Annotated in this window: 17 protein-coding genes; 5 read left to right on the top strand and 12 right to left on the bottom strand. The window is 71.6% G+C overall.

The genetic code is table 11. The features are described from left to right. The 9 genes from ABZT12_RS31495 to ABZT12_RS31455 all read right to left on the bottom strand — a co-directional run. Window positions 1-196, bottom strand: a 196-nt coding sequence (locus ABZT12_RS31495) for a molybdopterin-dependent oxidoreductase (protein WP_356390851.1), incomplete at its 3' end; no start/stop codon positions are given. After that, window positions 102-818 (bottom strand): ABC transporter ATP-binding protein, encoded by a 717-nt coding sequence (locus ABZT12_RS31490; protein ID WP_356390849.1) that lies wholly within the window; start codon window positions 816-818, stop codon window positions 102-104. The genes ABZT12_RS31495 and ABZT12_RS31490, both read right to left, overlap by 95 nt. Beyond that, the gene (locus ABZT12_RS31485) at window positions 815-1,666 is read right to left on the bottom strand and encodes an ABC transporter ATP-binding protein (RefSeq protein WP_356390847.1); all 852 of its coding nucleotides are present in this window, start codon (window positions 1,664-1,666) and stop codon (window positions 815-817) included. The genes ABZT12_RS31490 and ABZT12_RS31485 overlap by 4 nt, the downstream gene beginning before the upstream one ends. A gap of 5 nt (window positions 1,667-1,671) precedes the next feature. Then, the gene (locus ABZT12_RS31480; protein WP_356390845.1) at window positions 1,672-3,483 is read right to left on the bottom strand and encodes a branched-chain amino acid ABC transporter permease; all 1,812 of its coding nucleotides are present in this window, start codon (window positions 3,481-3,483) and stop codon (window positions 1,672-1,674) included. 4 nt (window positions 3,484-3,487) lie between these two features. Beyond that, complete coding sequence (locus tag ABZT12_RS31475; RefSeq protein ID WP_356390843.1) at window positions 3,488-4,417, bottom strand: branched-chain amino acid ABC transporter permease; 930 nt, start codon at window positions 4,415-4,417, stop codon at window positions 3,488-3,490. Window positions 4,418-4,551: 134 nt separating this feature from the next. Beyond that, window positions 4,552-5,766 (bottom strand): branched-chain amino acid ABC transporter substrate-binding protein, encoded by a 1,215-nt coding sequence (locus ABZT12_RS31470; protein ID WP_356390841.1) that lies wholly within the window; start codon window positions 5,764-5,766, stop codon window positions 4,552-4,554. Between the two features lie 229 nt (window positions 5,767-5,995). Then, on the bottom strand, window positions 5,996-6,661 hold the full coding sequence (locus ABZT12_RS31465) for a hypothetical protein (protein ID WP_356390839.1): 666 nt from the start codon (window positions 6,659-6,661) through the stop codon (window positions 5,996-5,998). A 103-nt stretch (window positions 6,662-6,764) separates the two neighbouring features. Beyond that, entirely contained in the window at window positions 6,765-7,229 is a 465-nt protein-coding gene (locus ABZT12_RS31460) for a hotdog fold thioesterase (protein ID WP_356390837.1), read from the bottom strand. 47 nt (window positions 7,230-7,276) lie between these two features. After that, window positions 7,277-9,559 carry an FdhF/YdeP family oxidoreductase gene (locus tag ABZT12_RS31455; RefSeq protein ID WP_356390835.1) on the bottom strand — a complete coding sequence of 761 codons (2,283 nt, stop codon included), beginning with the start codon at window positions 9,557-9,559 and terminating at the stop codon, window positions 7,277-7,279. Window positions 9,560-9,788: 229 nt separating this feature from the next. On the opposite strand from ABZT12_RS31455, the gene polA reads away from it, so the two are divergent. Both polA and ABZT12_RS31445 read left to right on the top strand, forming a co-directional pair. Next, on the top strand, window positions 9,789-12,515 hold the full coding sequence (gene polA / locus ABZT12_RS31450; RefSeq protein WP_356390833.1) for a DNA polymerase I: 2,727 nt from the start codon (window positions 9,789-9,791) through the stop codon (window positions 12,513-12,515). 453 nt (window positions 12,516-12,968) lie between these two features. Continuing rightward, window positions 12,969-13,397, top strand: coding sequence for a hypothetical protein (locus tag ABZT12_RS31445; protein ID WP_356390831.1), 429 nt, complete (start codon window positions 12,969-12,971; stop codon window positions 13,395-13,397). On the opposite strand, the gene ABZT12_RS31440 is transcribed toward ABZT12_RS31445, so the two are convergent. Then, window positions 13,360-14,214 carry a DUF4184 family protein gene (locus tag ABZT12_RS31440; protein ID WP_356390829.1) on the bottom strand — a complete coding sequence of 285 codons (855 nt, stop codon included), beginning with the start codon at window positions 14,212-14,214 and terminating at the stop codon, window positions 13,360-13,362. The two genes, ABZT12_RS31445 and ABZT12_RS31440, sit on opposite strands and share 38 nt — an antisense overlap. A 318-nt stretch (window positions 14,215-14,532) precedes the next feature. On the opposite strand from ABZT12_RS31440, the gene ABZT12_RS31435 reads away from it, so the two are divergent. The 3 genes from ABZT12_RS31435 to ABZT12_RS31425 all read left to right on the top strand — a co-directional run bounded on the left by ABZT12_RS31435 (window position 14,533) and on the right by ABZT12_RS31425 (window position 17,636). Then, window positions 14,533-16,269, top strand: coding sequence for a lytic transglycosylase domain-containing protein (locus tag ABZT12_RS31435; protein WP_356390827.1), 1,737 nt, complete (start codon window positions 14,533-14,535; stop codon window positions 16,267-16,269). A gap of 210 nt (window positions 16,270-16,479) precedes the next feature. Then, a complete protein-coding gene (locus ABZT12_RS31430) occupies window positions 16,480-16,614 on the top strand; it encodes an SPW_0924 family protein (RefSeq protein WP_200691429.1) in 135 nt (44 codons plus the stop codon). Window positions 16,615-16,643: 29 nt separating this feature from the next. Beyond that, the gene (locus tag ABZT12_RS31425; protein WP_356390824.1) at window positions 16,644-17,636 is read left to right on the top strand and encodes a DUF3068 domain-containing protein; all 993 of its coding nucleotides are present in this window, start codon (window positions 16,644-16,646) and stop codon (window positions 17,634-17,636) included. Here the strand turns inward: ABZT12_RS31425 and hrpB are convergent. Both hrpB and ABZT12_RS31415 read right to left on the bottom strand, forming a co-directional pair. Next, the gene (gene hrpB / locus ABZT12_RS31420; RefSeq protein WP_356390822.1) at window positions 17,626-20,166 is read right to left on the bottom strand and encodes an ATP-dependent helicase HrpB; all 2,541 of its coding nucleotides are present in this window, start codon (window positions 20,164-20,166) and stop codon (window positions 17,626-17,628) included. The two genes, ABZT12_RS31425 and hrpB, sit on opposite strands and share 11 nt — an antisense overlap. A 100-nt stretch (window positions 20,167-20,266) precedes the next feature. After that, entirely contained in the window at window positions 20,267-21,079 is an 813-nt protein-coding gene (locus tag ABZT12_RS31415) for a class I SAM-dependent methyltransferase (RefSeq protein ID WP_356390858.1), read from the bottom strand. Window positions 21,080-21,139: the final 60 nt, after the last annotated feature.

The following is a 21,139-nucleotide window of genomic DNA, read 5'->3' as shown; positions in this document are numbered from 1 at the left end:
CCCACTTCGGGCCCTTCCAGGCGTAGAGGTGGGGAACGACCAGGCGGAGCGGGAACCCCCGGAACCGGGGGCGCGGGCCTCCTCGTATACGAACGGTCCGCTCAGTCCTCGCCGAGATACGCCTTGCGCACCGACTCGTCGTGGAGCAGGTCCTGGCCGGTGCCGGAGAGGACGACGGTGCCGACCTCCATGACATGGCCGTGGTCGGCGAGGGAGAGCGCCGCCTGGGCGTTCTGCTCGACGAGCAGGATCGTGGTGCCCTGCGACTTCAGCTCGGAGATCGTCGACATGATCTTCTGCATCATGATCGGGGAGAGCCCCATCGACGGCTCGTCGAGCATCAGCAGCTTCGGCTGGGACATGAGCGCGCGGCCCATGGCCAGCATCTGCTGCTCACCGCCGGAGAGGGTGCCCGCCGCCTGCTTCTGCCGCTCCCCGAGGATCGGGAAGAGCTCGTAGGCGCGCTGGATGTCCTTCTCGATGCCCGGCTTGTCGTTGCGCAGGAACGCGCCGAGCTGGAGGTTCTCGGCGATGGTGAGGCGGGGGAAGATGTGCCGGCCCTCGGGGGAGTGCGCCAGTCCGAGGGCGACGATCTTGTGGGCGGGTACGCCGTTGAGCGGCTTGCCCTCGAAGGTGATCTTCCCGGAGGACGGCTGGAGCAGACCCGAGAGGGTACGCAGGGTCGTGGTCTTGCCGGCGCCGTTGGTGCCGATCAGGGTGACGACCTGGCCGGCCTCCACGCTGAAGGAGATGCCCTTGACGGCCTCGATCTTGCCGTAGGAGACCCGGAGGTCCTCGACCTCCAGTAGTGCGGTCACTGGGCCTCTCCCTTGGTGCTGGCGGTGCTCTCCGGCTCCGCTGTGTCGGCGGGCTCCGCCGTCTCCGCCTGGCCCGGGTCGCCGTCGAAGGGCTCGCCGAGGTAGGCGGCGATGACGCGTTCGTCGGCCTGGACCACGTCCGAGGTGCCCTCGACCAGTTTCTCGCCCTGGACGAGAACGGCGACGCGGTCGCAGAGGTTGAAGATGAAGCGCATGTCGTGCTCGATGACGAGGACGGCGATGCCCATGTCCCGGATGGCGAAGACCAACTCCTCGGTGGCCCGCGTCTCCTGGGGGTTCATACCGGCCGTGGGCTCGTCCAGGAGCAGCAGCCCCGGTTCGCTGGCCAGGGCCCGGGCTATCTCCAGCTTGCGCTGCTCGCCGTAGGGCAGGTTGCGGGCGAGGTGGTCGCGTTTGTGGGCGAGGCCGATGAACTCCAGGAGTTCCATGGCCCGTTCCTCGCTCGCCTTCTCGGCCTTCTTGAAGCCGGGGCCGCGCAGGAGGGCCGACCAGAGGCCTTCCTTGGTCCGTGTGTGGCGGCCGACCAGGACGTTCTCCAGCACCGTCATGTTGGCGAAGAGCCGGATGTTCTGGAAGGTCCGGGCGATGCCCGCCTGGGTGACGAGGTGGGGCTTGGGCGGCAGGACCGTGCCCTTGTACGAGACCGTGCCCTCGGTGGGGACGTAGAGGCCCGTGAGGCAGTTGAAGAAGGTCGTCTTGCCTGCGCCGTTGGGGCCGATCAGGCCGACGATCTCGCCGCTGTTGACCGTGAAGTCCACGGCGCGGACGGCGGTCAGACCGCCGAAGCGCATGGTGACGTCACGGGCTTCGAGTACAGGTGTCGTCATGGTTCTTACGCCCCTGCCTTGGTGACGGCCGGTTCGTCGGTCAGCGTCGTGATCTCGGGTACGGCGAGTTGGCCGGTCTCGTGGAACTCCAGCTGGCGGCGCCGGTTGGCGATGATGCCCTCGGGGCGGAAGCGCATCAGCAGGATGAGCGCGATACCGAAGGCGAGCAGCGACTTGTCCTGGAGGAAGACGAGCTTCTCGGGGAGGAGGTAGAGCAGCGCCGCGCCGAGCAGCGGGCCCGACACCGTGCCCATGCCGCCGAGGACCACCGCGGCCAGCAGGAACGCCGAGTTGGGGGGTGCCGCGCCGGCGAACTGGTACGGGTTGGGCACCACGCTGTAGGTGACGTGGGCGCTGACCGTGCCGGCCAGGCCGGCCAGGGTGGCGCCGAGGGCGAAGGCGATCAGCTTGACGCGGAAGCCGTTGATGCCCATGGCGGTGGCGGCGGTCTCGTCCTCGCGGATGGCGATCCACGAGCGGCCGATGCGGGAGTCGGCGGCGCGGCGGTAGACCGTGACCACGATGGCCATGATCAGCACCATCAGGAGGTAGTAGTTGGCGAACCGGCCGATGGTGAAGCCGCCGATGTCGTGCGTCTCCCCGAAGCTGAACCCGAAGAAGGACAGGTCGGGGATGGACGGGATGCCGTTGGGACCGTTGGTGATGTCCGGGCCGGAGACGCCGTCCAGGTTGTTCACGGCGATACGGAAGATCTCTCCGAAGCCGAGGGTCACGATGGCGAGGTAGTCGCCACGCAGCCGCAGGGTCGGGGCGCCGATGAGCACACCGAAGACGAGCGAGGCGGCGGCGCCGGTGATCGCGGCGGCCCAGAAGGGGAACTGGACGCCGGAGAACTTGGAGAACTCGGACCCGGAGACCAGGGCGGCCGTGTAGGCACCGACACCGAGGAAGGCAACGTAGCCGAGGTCGAGGAGACCGGCGAGGCCGACGACGATGTTGAGACCCAGGGCGACGGTGCCGAAGATCAGGATGTTGACGCCGATGTTGGCGTAGTGGTCGTTGCTCTGCGTGAAGGGGAACGCGATCGCAGCGACGAAGCCCATGGCGAGGGCGAAGCTGCGGTTGGCGGCGACCAGGTGGCTGAACCGGTCGAGCAGACCCGCCGTGTGCATCGCCCAGACGGCGAACACCACGACGATGAGGAAGCCGATGAAGAGCTCGCCGTAGTCGGTGTCGATGCCGTAGGCGAAGACGGCGAGGCCGAGGGCGGAGATCACGGTGATGATCAGTCGCTGGACCCAGGGCGAGGCGTCCGTGGGAGCGGAGATGCGGTCGGGCTTGGCGACGTACGCCTTGAGTGCTTCCTTCGTGCTGCCGGTGGCGTCCTGGGGCAGGGCGAAGGCGCCGATGACCGGGAGCAGCGAGGCGACCGCGGCTATGTAGGTGCCCGGCTCCCAGTTGACGAGGCCGCCGAGCTTCTCGGCGATCGCCAGGACCGTGTACCAGGTGACGCCGAAGCCGCCGAGGGCGGTGAGGACGAGGGGAGCGTTGTTGCGGGCGGGCAGCAGCCAGCGGAGACCGCGGACACCGTACGAGGCGAGCGCGAAGAGCGCGGTGAGGATTCCGGCGGTGAGGGCCAGGACCTGGAGGCCGCCGGGATAGCCGTTGACGGTGAGGTCGCCGGGGAACTCCGCGGTCCAGGTCCAGCGCAGGAACGCGGACGCTGCGGTGGCTACGCCGCCGACCAGCAGCAGGGCGCGGGCGGCCGCGAGGGGCAGCGGGATCAACCCGCGCTGCGCGGTCGCGTCGGCGGGGCTCGCCGCCGGGGTCTCTGGGGACGTGGTCGTCTCGGTCATGTGATCACGCCCTGTCCGCGACGCGTTCGCCGAGCAGACCCTGGGGCCTGAACAGCAGTACGAGGATGAGGAGACAGAAGGCCCAGACGTTGGCCCAGCTCTGGCCGCCGAGCTGCTGCATGCCGGGGATGTTGGTGATGTAGGCGGAGGCGAGGGTCTCGGCGACACCGAGGACGACTCCGCCGAGCATGGCGCCGTAGATGTTGCCGATGCCGCCCATGACGGCCGCGGTGAAGGCCTTGAGGCCCATCAGGAAGCCCATGCGGTAGTCGATGTTGCCGTACTTCAGGCCGTACGAGACGGCCGCGACGGCGGCGAAGAAACCGCCGATGGCGAAGGCGACGACGATGATGCGGTTGGTGTCGATGCCCATCAGCTGGGCGGTGTCGGGGTCCTGGGCGGTGGCCTGCATGGCGCGGCCGGTGCGGCTCTTGCGCACGAACCAGGCGAGCCCGGACATACAGACGATGGCCGCCAGGACCAGGAAGATGTCCGCGTCCGTGATGGTGATCGAGCCGATGGCGTGGTTGCCGTCGAGGCTAGGGAAGGAGCGGGCCTTGTCTGCGCCCGGGTAGAAGTTGCGGACGAGTTCCTGGAGGGCCAGGGAGAGGCCGATCGCGGTGATCAGGGGCGCCAGCCGTGGTGCTTGCCGCAGGGGGCGGTAGGCGAATCGTTCGGCTCCCACCGCGACGAGGACGGAGACGATCCCGCCGCCGATCAGCATGAGCGGCACGGCGACCAGCATCGAGGTGCCGTCGGGAAGGATGTAGAAGTAGACCGTGAGCGCGCCGAACGCTCCGGTCATGAAGATCTCGCCGTGCGCGAAGTTGATGAGCTGGACGATGCCGTACACCATCGTGTAGCCGATGGCGATCAGCCCGTACATCGAGCCTAGAAGCAGCCCGTTGGCCAGCTGCTGCGGCAGGGTGTTCACCGCGTGGCCTCCATGTCACTGGTGGTCGTGTGCACAGATCGCGTGCCTGGGATGGGGTGTGAAAACGGGCCGCGCGGTCGGGGTCCTCCTGCCGCGCGGCCCGTGGTGCGGTGGTGCTGAGGCTGGGTGTCCGGTCAGCCGGTGAAGGTGCCGGTCTTGACAGCCTTCCAGGCGCCGCTCTCGACCTGGTAGACGGTGAGCTGCTTGTTGGTGGTGTCGCCGTACTCGTCGAAGGAGACCTTGCCGGTGATGCCCTCGAAGTCGGACTTCTGGACGCCGTCGACGACCTTGGAGCGCAGGTCGTTGCCGGACGGCAGCTTGTCGCCGTTGGCGTCCTTGGCGGCCTTCACGGCCTTGATGATCGCGCTGGCGGCGTCGTAGGAGTACGCGCCGTAGGCGCCGTAGTCGCCCTTGTAACCCTTGCTCTTGTACGTCGACACGAACTGCTTGGCGGCGGGCAGGGTGTCCGCCGGGACGCCGACCGAGGTGGCGAGGTCGCCCTCGGCGCTCTTGCCGGCGGTGTCGATGTAGGTGGTGGCGTACATGCCGTCACCGCCGAAGAGCGGGATCTTGACGCCCGCGCCCTTGAGCTGCTTGGTGATCTTCTCCGACTCGTCGTACTGGCCGCCGTAGTAGAGCAGGTCGGCGCCGGAGTTCTTGATCTTGGTGACGAGCGAACCGAAGTCGGTGTCGCCGGTGTTGACGTGGTCGGTGCCCGCGATCTTGCCGCCGAGCTTCTTGAAGGCGGTGTTGAAGATCCCGGCCAGGCCGGCGCCGTAGGTCTGCTTGTCGTCGACGACGAAGGCCTTCTTCTTCTTGAGGCCGTTGTACGCGTAGTCGGCGGCGAAGGCACCCTGAAGGGCGTCGGTGGTGGCGGTGCGGAAGTACGTCTTGTAGGGACGCGCCTTCTTGGTCTGCCAGTCCTTGCCCTGGGTCAGGGTGGGGTTGGTGTTGGACGGTGAGATCTCGACCATGTTGGCCGAGGCGAACACCTGCTGCATCGACTGGGCGACGCCGGAGTTCAGCGGGCCGACGACGCCGACGACGCTGCTGTCACCGGTGAAGTTGGTGGCGTTGGACTGGCCGGTGGCGGGCTGGGCCTTGTCGTCCAGGGCCTTGACCTTGAACTTCACGCCGGGGACCCAGTTGTTCTTGTTGGCGTCGTCCACGGCTATCTGGACGCCGTACTGGATGCCGAGACCGGTGGTTGAGTTCTCGCCGGACAGCGGAGCGTCGACACCGATGGTCAGGGTGGTGGACCCGCTGTCGCTCTTGCTGCTGTTGTCCCGGGAGCCGCAGGCGGTGAGGGTCAGAGCTCCGGTGGTGAGGACGGAGGTAAGTATCACCAAAGAACGCTGTCGCACAATCAGTCCTTTCCACAGACACGACCGACCCCAGGGGGCGGCGAGGTGCTGCGCTGGTACCGAACTCCCGATGGAGCGGTGACTGGCCGTGACTCTAAGCCCGGGCTGTGGCCATGAGCATCGTGGTGAGCTGGCTTGTGACTTTCTTGTTATGACGTACCGGTTGTCGGGCTTCGCGACAGACTGATCTCAGCCGTTTTGGCGGAATTTCCGCTCAGTCCACATTTTGAGAAGCTGCACTTCCGCTTGGGCGCGGGCCTGGCCTGGCCATTGACGTGCCGCAGGCCCCGTGGAGCAGCTCGAAGAGGTCCTCGGAGTACCCGGTGCCGAAGAGGAAACTGTGGTGCTGTATTGCGCGCGTGTTACGCAGCGTTACGTCCAGAAAGGGGACGTCCGCCCTGAGCGGCAGCTCCGCGCAGCCGAAAACCGAGATCTGTACCGTGACACGACGGGTCGTCCCGGCGTGCACGGTGAATGAGTGCTCCGGTGTGACCTGGGCGGTGAGCCCCCTGAAGTCGGCGCCGGTGACCCGCAGGGTGACGGGCGGTCCGCTCTGCACGGTCACCGCGAACCGGAAGAACCCGCTGGCGCGGGGGGAGTCGGTGGTCTGGGCGAGACCCACATAGCGCCACTCGGTCACGTTCGCCGGCCACGGGACGGGCGCGGGCGGCGCGGCGTGGACGGGCGCGTGCGACGGCGACAGCAGCACAACTCCCGCCGCCGCGACGGCGATCACGCCGACCGCGAGGGCCGCCCCGCGGACCCGGGCCGGCAGGGTGTCCCAACGGTCGGACAGGCGGGGCGAGTCGCCGCCGATGATCTCGTAACTCGCGTCCGTCTCCGCCGAGTCGGCGGGTTCGACGGGCCCGATTCCACTCATCGCGGCAGCCTCATGGGTGAACGGTAGGGGAGCGGACGGGGCCGGGGAAGACCGGCTCACGGCCGGCGCGCGGATGGGGGCACCCGGCTGTGCGGCGCCGGTCTCAGCCGGCCGGGTCGACGTCCCGCAGCAGGCACGTCAGCCGCGCGGTGCACACCCGCCGCCCCTCCTCGTCGCTGATCACGATCTCGTACGTGGCCGTCGACCGCCCCTGGTGCACGGGTGTGGCCACACCGGTCACCAGGCCCGAGCGCGCCCCACGGTGGTGGGTGCAGTTGAGGTCGACACCGACGGCGAGCTTCGCGCTCCCGCCGTGCAGCATGGCCCCCACGGAACCCAGCGTCTCAGCCAGGACGGCGGACGCCCCGCCGTGCAGCAGCCCGTACGGCTGGGTGTTGCCCTCGACCGGCATCGTGCCGACGACCCGCTCGGCGGACGCCTCCAGGATCTGCACGCCCATCCTGGTCCCGAGGTGACCCGCCGAGAACAGCGCGGGCAGGTCCACGCCGAGCGCGGCGTACTCGTCGACGACCTCCTGCGGGAACTTCACTTGCCGCTGCTCACCCATGGGCCCGACTCCGTTCGTCGTGTTCGTGCCGTCCGCTGAGCAAACGCTCAGTCGGTCGCCGATTGTTCCAGACGTACGACGACGGACTTGCTGGCCGGGGTGTTGCTGGTGTCGGCGGTGGCGTCCAGCGGGACGAGCACGTTGGTCTCCGGGTAGTAGGCCGCCGCGCAGCCCCGGGCCGTCGGGTAGTGCACCACCCGGAAACCGGGCGCCCGCCGCTCGACCCCGTCCTTCCACTCACCGACCAGGTCGACGGACGACCCGTCGGCGATCCCCAGCCGGCCGGCGTCCTCGGGGTGGACGAGGACGACCCGCCGGCCGTTCCTGATGCCCCGGTAGCGGTCGTCGAGGCCGTAGATCGTGGTGTTGTACTGGTCGTGCGAGCGCAGCGTCTGCAACAGCAGCCGCCCGGCGGGGAGTTGGGGGTACTCGACGGGCGCGGCGGTGAAGTTGGCCTTGCCGGTGGCGGTGGGGAAGCGCCGCTCGTCGCGCGGGGCGTGCGGGAGCGCGAAGCCGCCCGGTTCCGCCACGCGCGCGTTGAAGTCCTCGAAGCCGGGGACCACCCGGGCGATACGGTCCCGGATCGTGGCGTAGTCCCTCTCGAACTCCTCCCAGGGCGTGCGGGACGCGGGACCGAGCACGCGACGGGCGAGCCGGCACACGATGGCCGGCTCGGAGAGGAGGTGCGCGCTCGCGGGCCTCAGCCGGCCCCGGGAGGCGTGCACCATCCCCATCGAGTCCTCGACGGTCACGAACTGCTCGCCGCCGCCCTGGAGATCGCGCTCGGTACGGCCGAGCGTGGGCAGGATCAGGGCCCGCGCGCCGGTCACCACGTGCGAGCGGTTCAGCTTCGTCGACACGTGCACCGTGAGCCGGGCCCGGCGCATCGCCGCCTCGGTGACCTCCGTGTCGGGGGAGGCGGACACGAAGTTGCCGCCCATCGCGAAGAACACCTTCGCCCTGCCGTCGCGCAGCGCGCGGATCGCCGCGACCACGTCGTAGCCGTGCTCGCGCGGCGGGGCGAAGCCGAACTCCTTCTCCAGGGCGTCCAGGAAGGCCGGCGCGGGGCGCTCGAAGATGCCCATCGTGCGGTCGCCCTGCACGTTCGAGTGGCCGCGCACCGGACACACGCCCGCACCCGGCCGCCCGATGTTGCCGCGCAGCAGAAGGAAGTTGACGACTTCCCGGATGGTCGGCACGGAGTGCTTGTGCTGGGTCAGGCCCATCGCCCAGCACACGATGGTGCGCCGCGAGGCGAGCACCATGCGCAGCGCCTCCTCGATCCCGGCGCGGCTGAGACCGGTCGCCGCCAGCGTCTCGTCCCAGTCGGCGGCGCGCGCGGCCACCGCGAACTCCTCGTAGCCGTGCGTGTGTTCGCGCACGAACTCCTCGTCGACCGCGCCGTCAGTCTCCAGGATCAGCCTGTTGAGGAGACGGAAGAGGGCCTGGTCACCGCCGATCCGGATCTGGAGGAACAGATCGGTGAGGGCGGCGCCCTTGAGCATGCCCTGCGGGGTCTGCGGGTTCTTGAACCGCTCCAGGCCCGCCTCGGGCAGCGGGTTGACGCTGATGATCCGGGCGCCGCCCGCCTTGGCCTTCTCCAGCGCGGAGAGCATGCGGGGGTGGTTGGTGCCGGGGTTCTGCCCGGCGACGATGATCAGATCCGCCTGGTGGAGGTCCTCCAGCAGGACGCTGCCCTTGCCGACGCCGATCGTCTCGTTCAGCGCGGAACCCGACGACTCGTGGCACATGTTCGAGCAGTCCGGCAGGTTGTTGGTGCCCAGCTCACGGGCGAACAACTGGTAGAGGAACGCGGCCTCGTTGCCGGTGCGGCCCGAGGTGTAGAAGAGGGCCTCGTCGGGGGAGCCGAGGGCCGCGATCTCCTCCGCGACGATGTCGAAGGCACGCTCCCAGCCGACTGGCTCGTAGTGGTCGGCGCCTTCGGGGAGATACATGGGGTGCGTCAGGCGGCCCTGCTGTCCCAGCCAGTAGCCGCTGCGGGTCGCGAGGTCCGACACCGGGTGCGCGGCGAAGAACTCGGGGGTGACCCGGCGCAGGGTGGCCTCCTCGGCGACCGCCTTCGCGCCGTTCTCGCAGAACTCCGCCGTGTGCCGGTGGTCCGCCGGTTCGGGCCAGGCGCAGCCCGGACAGTCGAAGCCGTCCTTCTGGTTGACGCGCAGCAGGGTCAGCGCGGTGCGCTTCACGCCCATCTGCTGCTGGGCGATCCGCAGCGTGTGACCGATCGCCGGGAGACCGGCCGCGGCGTGTTCGGGCGCGGAGACCCGCGGCGCGTCCTGGACCGGATCGCCCTTGGGCGGCTTCGTGGCCATCGCGGGCCTCCCCTTCACTGGCACATGAGCACTGCGCGTCCGATCCTCGCACGCGGCACCGACAGCGTCCGAGGCCCCGGTCCGCGCACGTTCCGTCTCCTTACCTTCCGCGTTCCCGGCGTTCCCGGCGTTCCCGGCGTTCCCGGCGTTCATGGGTTTCCCGCGCTCCGCTCCCCCCTGGGGTGGCCGTGCGTCCCGACTGTCAGTGGGGCGTGGCAGGATCGGGGTCGTGGCAGAAACAGCATCGAAGAAGACCGACAAGACCTCCGGCGGAGACCGTCCGCGGCTGATGCTCATGGACGGGCACTCGCTGGCCTACCGCGCGTTCTTCGCGCTGCCCGCGGAGAACTTCACGACCGCGACGGGCCAGCCGACGAACGCCATCTACGGCTTCGCGTCGATGCTCGCCAACACGCTGCGCGACGAGGCGCCCACGCACTTCGCGGTGGCCTTCGACGTGTCCCGCAAGACCTGGCGCTCCGAGGAGTTCACGGAGTACAAGGCCAACCGTTCCAAGACCCCGGACGAGTTCAAGGGCCAGGTCGAGCTGATCGGCGAACTGCTCGACGCCATGCGCGTCCCGCGCTTCGCGGTCGACGGCTTCGAGGCCGACGACGTGATCGCCACGCTCGCCACGCAGGCCGAGGCGGAGGGCTTCGAGGTACTGATCGTCACCGGCGACCGCGACTCCTTCCAGCTGGTCTCCGCGCACACCACGGTCCTCTACCCGACGAAGGGCGTCTCCGAGCTGACCCGGTTCACCCCCGAGAAGGTCGTCGAGAAGTACGGGCTGACGCCCGCCCAGTACCCCGACTTCGCGGCCCTGCGCGGCGACCCGTCCGACAACCTCCCGGGCATCCCCGGCGTCGGCGAGAAGACCGCCGCGAAGTGGATCAACCAGTTCGGGTCCTTCGCCGAGCTGGTCGAGCGCGTCGACGAGGTCAAGGGCAAGGCCGGACAGAACCTCCGCGACCACCTCGACGCGGTCAAGCTCAACCGCCGGCTGACCGAGATGGTCAAGGACGTCGAGCTGCCCAGGTCCGTCACCGACCTGGAGCGCGCACCCTACGACCGGAAGACCGTCGCGCTGGTCCTCGACACCCTGGAGATCCGCAACCCCTCGCTGCGCGAGCGGCTCCTCGCGGTCGACCCGGGCGCCGGGGAGGCCGAGGCGGCACCCGCACCGGCGAGCGGAGTGGCGGTCGACGGCACGGTGATCGGCACCGGTGAGCTGGCCGGCTGGCTCGCCGAGCACGGCACCGGGCCCCTCGGCGTCGCCACGGTCGACACCTGGGCGCTCGGCACCGGCTCGGTCGCCGAGATCGCGCTCGCCGCCGCCGGGGGAGCCGCCGCCTGGCTCGACCCGGCCGAGCTGGACGAGAGCGACGAGAACGCGTTCGCGGCCTGGCTGGCGGACGCGGAGCGGCCCAAGGTGTTCCACAACGCCAAGGGCGCGCTACGGGTCTTCCCCGAGCACGGCTGGACGATCGCCGGCATCTCCATGGACACCGCGCTCGCCGCCTACCTGGTGAAGCCGGGCCGCCGTTCCTTCGACCTGGACGCGCTCTCCCTGGAGTACCTCGGCCGGGAGCTGGCGCCCGCCGCCACCGCCGACGGCCAGCTCGCCTTCGGCGCCGACGAGGGCGCGGAGGCGGACGCCCTGATGGTGCAGGCCCGCGCCATCCTCGACCTGGGGACGGCCTTCGGGGAGCGTCTTGAGGAGGTCGGCTCGGCGGAGCTGCTGCGCGATGTGGAGCTGCCCACCTCCCTGCTCCTTGCCCGCCTGGAGCGGTACGGCATCGCGGCCGACAGAGCCCATCTGGAGGCCATGGAGCAGATGTTCGCGGGCGCCGTCCAGCAGGCGGTGAAGGAGGCGCACGCGGCGGCGGGGCACGAGTTCAACCTCGGCTCGCCCAAGCAGCTCCAGGAAGTCCTCTTCGGCGAACTCGGCCTGCCCAGGACGAAGAAGACGAAGACCGGGTACACCACCGACGCCGACGCCCTGGCCTGGCTGGCCAACCAGACCGAGAACGAACTGCCGGTCGTCATGCTCCGCCACCGCGAGCAGGCGAAGCTGCGCGTCACCGTCGAGGGGCTCATCAAGACGGTCGCCGCGGACGGCCGTATCCACACGACGTTCAACCAGACGGTCGCCGCGACCGGCCGGCTGTCGTCGACGGACCCGAACCTGCAGAACATCCCGGTCCGCACCGACGAGGGCCGCGCGATCCGCCGGGGCTTCGTCGTTGGCGAGGGTTTCGAGTCCCTGATGACGGCGGACTACAGCCAGATCGAGTTGCGGGTGATGGCCCATCTCTCCGAGGACGAGGGCCTGTTGGAGGCGTTCACCTCGGGCGAGGACCTGCACACCACGGTCGCCTCCCAGGTGTTCTCGGTCGAGCGCGCGGCGGTCGACGCGGAGATGCGCCGCAAGATCAAGGCGATGTCGTACGGCCTGGCCTACGGGCTGTCGGCGTTCGGTCTCTCGCAACAGCTGAACATCGAGGCTGCGGAGGCGCGGGTCCTGATGGACACGTACTTCGAGCGGTTCGGCGGGGTGCGGGACTATCTGCGCCGGGCGGTCGACGAGGCGCGGGCGACGGGCTACACGGCGACGCTCTTCGGCCGCCGCCGCTACCTCCCCGACCTCAACAGCGACAACCGTCAGCGCCGCGAGGCCGCCGAGCGAATGGCCCTGAACGCGCCGATCCAGGGCACCGCGGCGGACATCGTCAAGATCGCCATGCTCAACGTCGACCGCGCCCTGCGCGAGGCCGGCCTCGCCTCCCGCATGCTCCTCCAGGTCCACGACGAAATCGTCCTGGAGATCGCCCCGGGCGAGCGCGCGAGGACCGAGGAACTGGTCCGCCACGAGATGGCCGGAGCGGTGAATCTCCGGGCACCCCTGGACGTCTCGGTCGGCTCGGGCACGGACTGGGAATCGGCGGCGCACTAGCCTGCGGCGACCGGGCCGGGCCGGGCGCAGCGTGACGTGACGTGGAGCGTGCCCGGTAGCCACTTCGGGCCCTGTCGGGGGCGGCCCGTCGCGCGTGCCCTCGCGGGTGCGGCGGGGCTGCCTCGCCGGGCGCCCCTGATTGGGCCGGTGGGCCCGGCGCCGCGGACCCGGAGTCGGTGGTGCCTGGCCTCCGGCTGCTGCTACGGGCGCCTCGCCGCGAGTACCCGGGACGGTGCCTGCCGCGCTTCCAGCACGGGTGCCTTCGCCCCGCGCCCGGCACGGGTGCCTTCCGCGGCCCCGGTGACTTTGGTGCGAGGCGACCCCGCGCCCCCCAGGCCCTCGCCCGTCGGCGGTGCCGTGCCTCTCGGGGCGGCGGCGGAGGACCCGGGGTTCCGTCACTCGCGTGGCCCCCGCGGGGGCGCATCCCCGGGGCCGGGAACGTAAGGATGCGGCATGGGTATACGCATGCTCCACCGCCGGAAGTCCCGGGCGCGGACTCAGTCGTGGGCGCCGGGCGGGACCGCCGCCCGGGACGCGTTCCTCCCCCCGGGCCGTGCCTTCGCGGCAGCCGCGAGCACCGCCCGTCTCCCCGTCGACCTGGCGATGGCGCTGGAGCGCACGGCGGCGGATCTCCGCCGTCTCACCCGCCGGAAGGCAGCGGCCGGGACGGACACCTCCCCGGCCACGCCCCTGCCGGCCACGCCCACGCTCCCCGCGAGCGCCGGCACCTCGACCGCCCGCCACACGCCCGTCTGGCGGCTCTGGACCGACCTCGGACGCGGGTACCTCGGCCTCGTCCTCAGCCGGCTCCCGAGGTCCCGTCGTATCCCCACCACGGCCGTGTTCATCGCGACGCGGACGGACGGCTCCGGCCGGCGCTGACGTCCGCGACGCCCGCGTCGACGGCCGGGCGCCAGACCCCGACACCCACGGAGTACAGCAGCACCCCCGCCGCCAGCCCGGCGCCCGCTCCGAAGCACACCGTGGGGACCAGTTCCCACGCCTTCGCCGTCGGGCCGGAGGACGCCCACCACTGGGACGCCCGTTCCACCGCCCCGGCCACTACGCAGCCGCCGATGACGGCACCGGCCCGCCACCGGTCCCGTACCGACAGCGCGGGCACCCCGACCGGCTCGCCCGCGGGGATCCGGCGCAGCGCACCGGCCGTGAACGCGGTGAGCAGCAGGGCGCCGAGTGCCGACGTGCCGTACTGGAGCAGCCTGAACACCGGGGCGCCGGCCACCTCGTCGCCGAGGGCGGGGAACAGGCGTACGCCCCACCGGTCGTGGTGGGTGAACGCGTCCCAGACGACATGGGTCAGGGAGCCGGCCGCCGCCGAGAGGTACCAGCGCGCGGCCCGCGAACGGGTCGCACGCGCGCGTGGCGTGCCGCAGCGCAGCAGGGCGGCGACGCGGCCCTGCCGGGCGCGCGGCAGGAGGGCCACCAGCGGTGCGCGGGCCGACAGCCACAGCCCCACCAGCGCCCAGGAGAGGAGCACGTCGACCGTGAAGACGCCCGGCACGGAGTGCGTCACGTCGCCGAACTCCATCCCCCCGGGCACCACGCTCGCCGCGAAGTAGGTCAGGTCGGGCGCGAACGAGCCCGCGACGAGCACCGCGGGTACGAGCCCTCCCCGGCCCGATCCGTCCCCGCGCACGGCGGGCAGGACGGCGGCCGCATGGCTCAAAGTGAACGGCAACTGGGCTCCCGGGGAAGGACATCGGCCGGTTCGCCGACCTCATTGATCGCTTACGCCCAGTATGCGGAAGCGCCCCCGGCCACCCTCCTTCCGGCGCCATATGGCCAAGCGGTGAATATCGGGCACGAACGGGTGCCCGCGCAAAGGAAGTTGTCGTAGGGTCGCCTGGGTCGTCACGTGGGCGGGTGCGGTCGTATCGAGGCAGAACCGCTCAGAAAACGGCACGAGGACAACCCCCGGGGCGGGTCGACCGTCCCAACAGGGCGAGGACGACAGACAGAGACGGGCGCTCGGGCGTCCACGGGAGGGGTTCACTCCATGACGGCGCATTTCGGCAGTCGGTTGCGCAAGGGGGCGGCGACCACCGCCGTGGCCGCGGCGGCGGTGGCGGCTCTGTCCGCCTCCCAGGCTCCGGGAGTCACGGCGGCCGACCAGGGCAGACAGCTCCCCACCGGCGCGCAGACCGCCTCCGGGGCGACCACCGACGACAGCGCCACCGGTGACTCGCCGTACTACACGGACCTGCCGCCGCTGAAGAGCCCCGCCCCCAGCCCCTCGCCGACGATCGGCACCCCCGTCTCGGTGGGCGAGGCCGAGGCGGGCATCCCCGCGACCGTTCTCGACGCCTACAAGAAGGCCGAGGCCGAACTCGCCGAGTCCAAGCCCGGCTGCAACCTGCCCTGGCAACTCCTCGCCGCCATCGGCAAGGTGGAGTCGGGCCAGGCCCGCGGCGGCCGGGTCGACGCCGACGGCACCACCCTGGGCCGCATCCTCGGCCCGGAGCTGGACGGCAACGGCTTCGCGCTCATCAAGGACACGGACAACGGCGCGTACGACGGCAACAGCGCGTACGACCAGGCCGTCGGGCCCATGCAGTTCATACCGTCCACCTGGGCCTGGGCGGGCCGCGACGGCAACGGCGACGGCAAGAAGGACCCCAACAACGTCTACGACGCCGCCCTCGCCGCCGGCCACTACCTGTGCCGCAACGACTGGAACCTGTCGACCGACGCGGGCCTGCACAGCGCGATCCTCAGCTACAACAACTCGCAGGACTACCTGAACACGGTCCTGTCCTGGCTGGAGTACTACCGCAAGGGCACCCACTCCGTCCCCGACGGCACGGGCACGCTGCCCTCCGGCCGCAGCGACGACAGCGCGGGGCCCAGCCCCTCCCCGACGCCCTCGACGCCCGCCTCGCCGCACCCGGGCTCCACCACGGAGCCGCCCGCCACGCCGAGCCCCGACCCCACCGAGCCGGGCACCCCCACCCCCTCCCCGCCGAGCACCAGCCCCGCTCCCACGCCACCGACGGCCACCGACACGGTGGACCACTTGGAGGACGCGGGCACGGCGAAGCTCACCGCGATGGCAGGCGAGGCGTTCACCAAGAAGATCAGCACCCGCGCCGAGACGAAGGCCGGCAAGGCGGTCGGCAAGGTCAGGATCCGGTTCACCATCGTCGGCGACACGGACACCACGTTCACCGGCGGTGAGGCGGTCGCCGTGGTCTCCACCGGCAGCACCGGGGTGGCCGTCGCCCCCGCCCTCCGAGCGGGCGAGAAGACCGGGGACTTCACCGTGCGCGCCACCGTCGCGGGCCGCACGGTCACCGGCCTCGACTACGCCGCCACCGTCACCCCGCGCGCCGCCGACACCCTGGTCCGCACCGGCACCGCCGCGCTCACCTGCACCCCGGGCGGCGAGTTCGCCGACCAGGTCGAGGTGAAGGCGACCTACGGCGGGGCCGTCGCCGGCAAGGTCGCGGCCACCGCGACGCTGGTCTCGTCGGCCGCCGACCCGGCCGCGAACGACAAGGGCCCCTACTTCAAGGACGCGGACGGCAAGACCGTACGCACCCTCACGGGCCTGGTGACCGACGCGGACGGCCTGTTGAAGCTGCCGAAGCTGTACGCGGACGACACCACCGGCACCTTCCTGCTCCGCGTCGACACCACCGGCGGTGCGACCCTCACGGTCGAACTGACGGTGGCCGCGGCCGACACCTCCACGACGAGCCCCAGCCCGTCACCGACCCCGACCCCGACCGCGTAACACCCGCACGGCTCAACGACCTTACGGCTGACGGCCGTTCGGGAGCCCGACCGCGCGAGCAGGGCGCCCTCCGCCACGGCGGACGGGCGCCCTTGTCCGTGTGCGCGACGTGTTCTCATCTCGGCCGCCCGTTGCTACGGTGCCCGACCTGACGAAGTATCAGATCCTAGCTGCCTGGATCTGTCAGGTCCGCTCCCGCAGGAGGCCCGTATGCGTGCCCTGATCGCCGCCGCGACCGGTCTCGCGCTCGCGTTCGCGCTGGTCCTGACCATCACCGCCGTGGGTTCCCCGATGGGCAAAACCTCCCCGAAACCGCTGCTGACCACGGTGCCCGCCCACCCGTAGAGGCCCAACCACCCGGTAAGGAGGCCGAGATGCGCCGCAAGGCCGCCCTGGTCCTGCTCGCCGTCGCCGTCTTCTTCGGCGCGCTCTCCCCGCTGACGCGCTGGTACGCCTTCCCGCGCCTCGCCAGAATCCCCGCCGACCAGTACCAGGACATGGTGCTCACGGCGGAGAACGCGACCCTCCTCGACTACGGCACCATGCGGGCGAAAACGGTCCCCCGGGTGACCATCGTGCAGACCCTCAAGGGCAACGTCGAAGCCGCGAAGAAGATCGACAAGGCGGCCGGCCGGACCGTCGTCGTCTGGGACGGCCTCTCCTATGTGCGCGGTCCCGACGGCAAGATGGTCTCGGAGATCCCGGAGCGCTACATCTTCGACGCGCACTCCCAGGAACCCGTGCACGCCACCGGGGAGATGGTCGACAACGTCCCGGTGCGACGGGAGGGCATCGAGTTCAAGTGGCCCTTCCTGACACAGAGGCGGGACTACGAGTACTTCGACGCTCAGACCCGCACCACCCACCCCATCCACTACCGGGGGACCCGCGACTTCCGCGGCCTCAAGGTCTACTACTTCGAGCAGACCATCCCCTGGACCCGGGTGGCGTTCCCCAAGGTGATGCCCGTCAAGGGCATCACCGCCGCGTCCGTCGCCAGGACCGGCACCACCCGCTGGTACACCACGGTCCGCAGGTTCTGGGTCGAACCCGTCACCGGAGCCCCCGTCTACGGCGAGGAGATCCACAAGGAGGAGCTGCGCGGCGGCACCCTCCTGGGGGGACGCGCCAAGGTGACGGCGTTCGCCGGGGACGTGAAGATGCGCGAGGACTACATCGAGCACACGGTCGCGCTCGTGAAGTCCAACCGCTCGCTCGTCCTCCTCCTGACGTGGTACCTGCCGTGGGGCTTCCTGGGCGCCGGCGTGCTCCTGCTGTCGCTCTCCCTCTGGCTGGAGGCACGCGGCCGGCGCCCGGGCGACCCGGCGCCCGCCGCCGCCCCGGAACCCGAACCGGTCACCGTCTGAGCCGCGCGTTGGTGTGCCGGGTGGGCGCTGCGGCGGCCGGGTCCTCGGGCCACGGATGCTTCGGATAGCGGCCCCGCAGCTCCGCCCGTACGCCCTTGTACCCGTCCCTCCAGAAGGAGGCGAGGTCGGCCGTGACCGCGGCCGGCCGGCCCGCGGGCGACAGCAGATGCACCAGCACCGGCACCCCCGCTACGGACGGCGACTCCTGGAGCCCGAACATCTCCTGCAACTTCACGGCGAGCACCGGCTGTTCGGGGGCCGAGTAGTCGACCCGGACCATCGACCCGCTCGGTACGGCGATCCGCTCGGGCGCCAGCTCGTCGAGGCGTCCGGCCTCTCCCGTCGCCCAGGGCAGCAACCGCCGCAGCGCCTGCCCGGCATCGATGCGCCCCAGATCGCCCCGCCGCCGCGCCCGCCCCAACTCCGGTTCCAGCCAATCGTCCACGCGCGCGTGCAGCGCTTCGTCGGACACGTCCGGCCACGGATCACCGACCCGCAGCCGCAGGAAGGCGAGCCGCTGCCGCAGCACCCCGGCCTCCGTCGACCAGCGCAGCAGCCCGAGCCCCTCCTGCCGCAGCCCGTCGACCAAGGCCGCGCGCACGGCAGCGGGGTCCGCCCGGGCGAGCGGCCGTACGGCCAGTTCGACGGCGCCCAGCCGCTCGACCCGCCGCGCCACCACGTCCCCGGACGTCCCGGCGGTCCCGTCCGCCCAGCGGACCTCGTCCGCCCCGCCGAGCAGCGCCCCGGCCGCGAACCGGGCGATCTCCTCGTCGATCACGGCACCGAGCCGCACGCGCGCGTGCCCTCTGCCGATCGGCCGGTCACCCACCGCGACGGCGATCCAGGGCGCCCCCCGCAGGGCGCTCGCCTCCCCCACCTCGGCGCGGGTCCCGGAGACCAGGAGGACGGAGTCCCCGTCGGCCCTGCCGACCCGTTCCGGGAAGGCGAGGGCGGCGACCAGTCCCACGCGCGCGTCCTCACCGGCCACCGCGGGGGCGTCACGGACCGGCCGAGGGGGCGACTCCGCGGTCATGGCCCGCAACCGCCGCACCTCCGCCCGCCACCGCCCCGCGTACGCGTCACCCCCCAGCCGGGCCCTCCGCAGAGCGGCCACGAGATCGTCGCCGTACTCCCGCGGAGCCTCCTCGCTGAGCAGCGCGACCACCTCGGCGGCCGGCCCGGCACCGACGACGGACGCCGAGTCCAGCAGCGCCCGCCCCAGCCGGGGATGCAGTCCCAGCCGAGCCAGCCGCGCCCCCCGCTCCGTCGCCCGGCCGCCGGCGTCCACCGCTCCCACGGCGGTCAGCACCTCGCGCGCCGCCGCCATCGCACCGCCGGGCGGCGCGTCGAGCAACGCCAGCCCGGACGCGTCCGGGTCACCCCAGCAAGCCGCCTGGAGAGCGAACGCCGTCAGGTCGGCCACCTTGATCTCCGGCGCCGGGAAACGCGGCAGACGGGCGTCCTCGGCCTCCGCCCAGCAGCGGTACACCGTCCCCGGTGCCTCCCGGCCGGCCCGGCCCGCCCGCTGCCGTCCCGCCGCCCGCGACGCCCGCACCGTCGCCAGCGCGCTCAGCCCGCGCGCGTGATCGACCCGGGGCTCGCGCGCCAGCCCGGAGTCGACGACCACCCGCACCCCCGGAACCGTCAGCGACGACTCCGCCACGGCCGTCGCCAGCACCACCCGCCGCCGCGCCCCCGGGGAGAGCACCGCGTCCTGCACGGTGGCCGGCGCCCGCCCGTGCACCTGGAGCACCTCGACACCGCCCAGCCCTCCCAACTGCCCGGCGACACGGGCGATCTCACCCACGCCCGGCAGGAAACACAGCACGTCCCCGTTCCGCTCGGCCAGCGCCCGCCGCACCACCGACGCCACGTGCGCCAACTGCGCCGGATCCACCCGGGTCCCGTGCGGAGGCCGCACCGGACGCGCCGGCGGCGTCCACACCACCTCCACCGGATACGAGACACCCTCCGCCTCGACCACCGGCGCACCGCCCAGCAGCCGCGCCCACCCGGCCGCGTCCGTCGTCGCCGACGCGGCCACCAGACGCAGCTCGGGCCGCAGCGCCTCCCGCACGTCGACCAGGAACGCAGCCACCGTGTCCGCGTCCAGATGCCGTTCGTGGCACTCGTCGAGGACCACCACGTCGACGCCCGTCAACTCCTGGTCCCGTTGCAGCCGTTGGAGCAGCACCCCCGTCGTGACGACCTCCACGCGCGTGTGCCGCCCGACGACCCGCTCGCCGCGCACCGTGAATCCGACGCTCTCCCCGGTCTTCTCGCCGAGCAGCCACGCCATCCGGCGGGCCGCCGCCCGCGCCGCGATGCGCCGGGGCTCCGCGACGACCACCCGCCGTGGCGGGCCCGGCCGTTGGTCGAGCAGCCCGGCCAGGGCCAGCGGCACCAGGGTGGTCTTGCCGGTGCCGGGCGGCGCGACCAGCACCGCCGTGCCGTGTCCCTCCAGGGCGTCGGCCAGTCCGGGCAGGGCACCGCGCACGGGCAGCGCGTCCAGGGCTTCGTAGCGGATCACGTACCCAGTGTCGTACGCCCGCCGGAACCGTCTCCCCGCGCGCGTGCGGCCCGCCCCGCGTGGACGGCCCGCACGCGCGCGTGGAGCTGTGGACGGTCGCTCAGTCGCGTGCGCACACGAAGATCGCCGTGCCCGGGATCAGCCGGCCGCGCAGCGGCGACCAGCCGCCCCACTCGGCGGTGTTCCAGGCCGGCCACTCCGGCTCCACCAGGTCGGCCAGGCGCAGCCCGGACGCCGTGATGTCCCGGACGCGGTCGCCGATCGTCCGGTGGTGCTCGACGTACTTCGCCCGGCCCTCGTCGTCCTGTTCGACGTAGGGCGTGCGGTCGAAGTAGGAGGCCGCCACTGTCAGGCCCTCGGGACCCGGCTCGTCGGGGAACGCCCAGCGGACCGGATGCGTGACGGAGAAGACGAGACGGCCCCCGGGACGCAGCACCCGGCGCGCCTCGCGCAGCACCAGCACCGGGTCGGCGACGAAGGGGAGCGCCCCGTACGCCGAGCAGACCAGGTCGAAGGAGCCGTCGGCGAAGGGCAGCGCGCAGGCGTCGGCGCAGACCAGGGGGAACGATCCGCCGATCCGCAGCGCGTGCTGGAGCTGGCGGTGGGAGAGGTCGAGGGCGACCGGGCGGGCCCCCTGGGCGGCCAGCCAGCGCGAGCACTGGGCCGCACCGGCGCCGATCTCCAGGACGTCCTTGCCCTTCAGTTCCTCCGGCGGGCCGAGCAGTTCCGCCTCCACCTCGTCGAGGCCCTCGGGGCCCCACACGAAACGGTCGTCACCGAGGAAGGTGCCGTGCTCGGTCTGGTAGTCGTCCGCGTTCCGGTCCCACCAGCCCCGGTTGGCCCGGGAACTCTCCGTGGTTCCGGCGGCACGCCGGGTGGCTTCCGGCTCGGACGCTTCGGGCTCTTGGATGATCGGCTCCCTCGTCGTACTCTTCCGTCACCTCGGCGGTGCGGCCGTCTTCACGGCGTCATT

The sequence above is a fragment of the Streptomyces sp. NPDC005423 genome (assembly GCF_040606415.1).
Lineage (GTDB): Bacteria > Actinomycetota > Actinomycetes > Streptomycetales > Streptomycetaceae > Streptomyces.
Note: the sequence above shows the minus strand (reverse complement) of the source record. Positions and strands in the feature narration are given on the sequence as shown.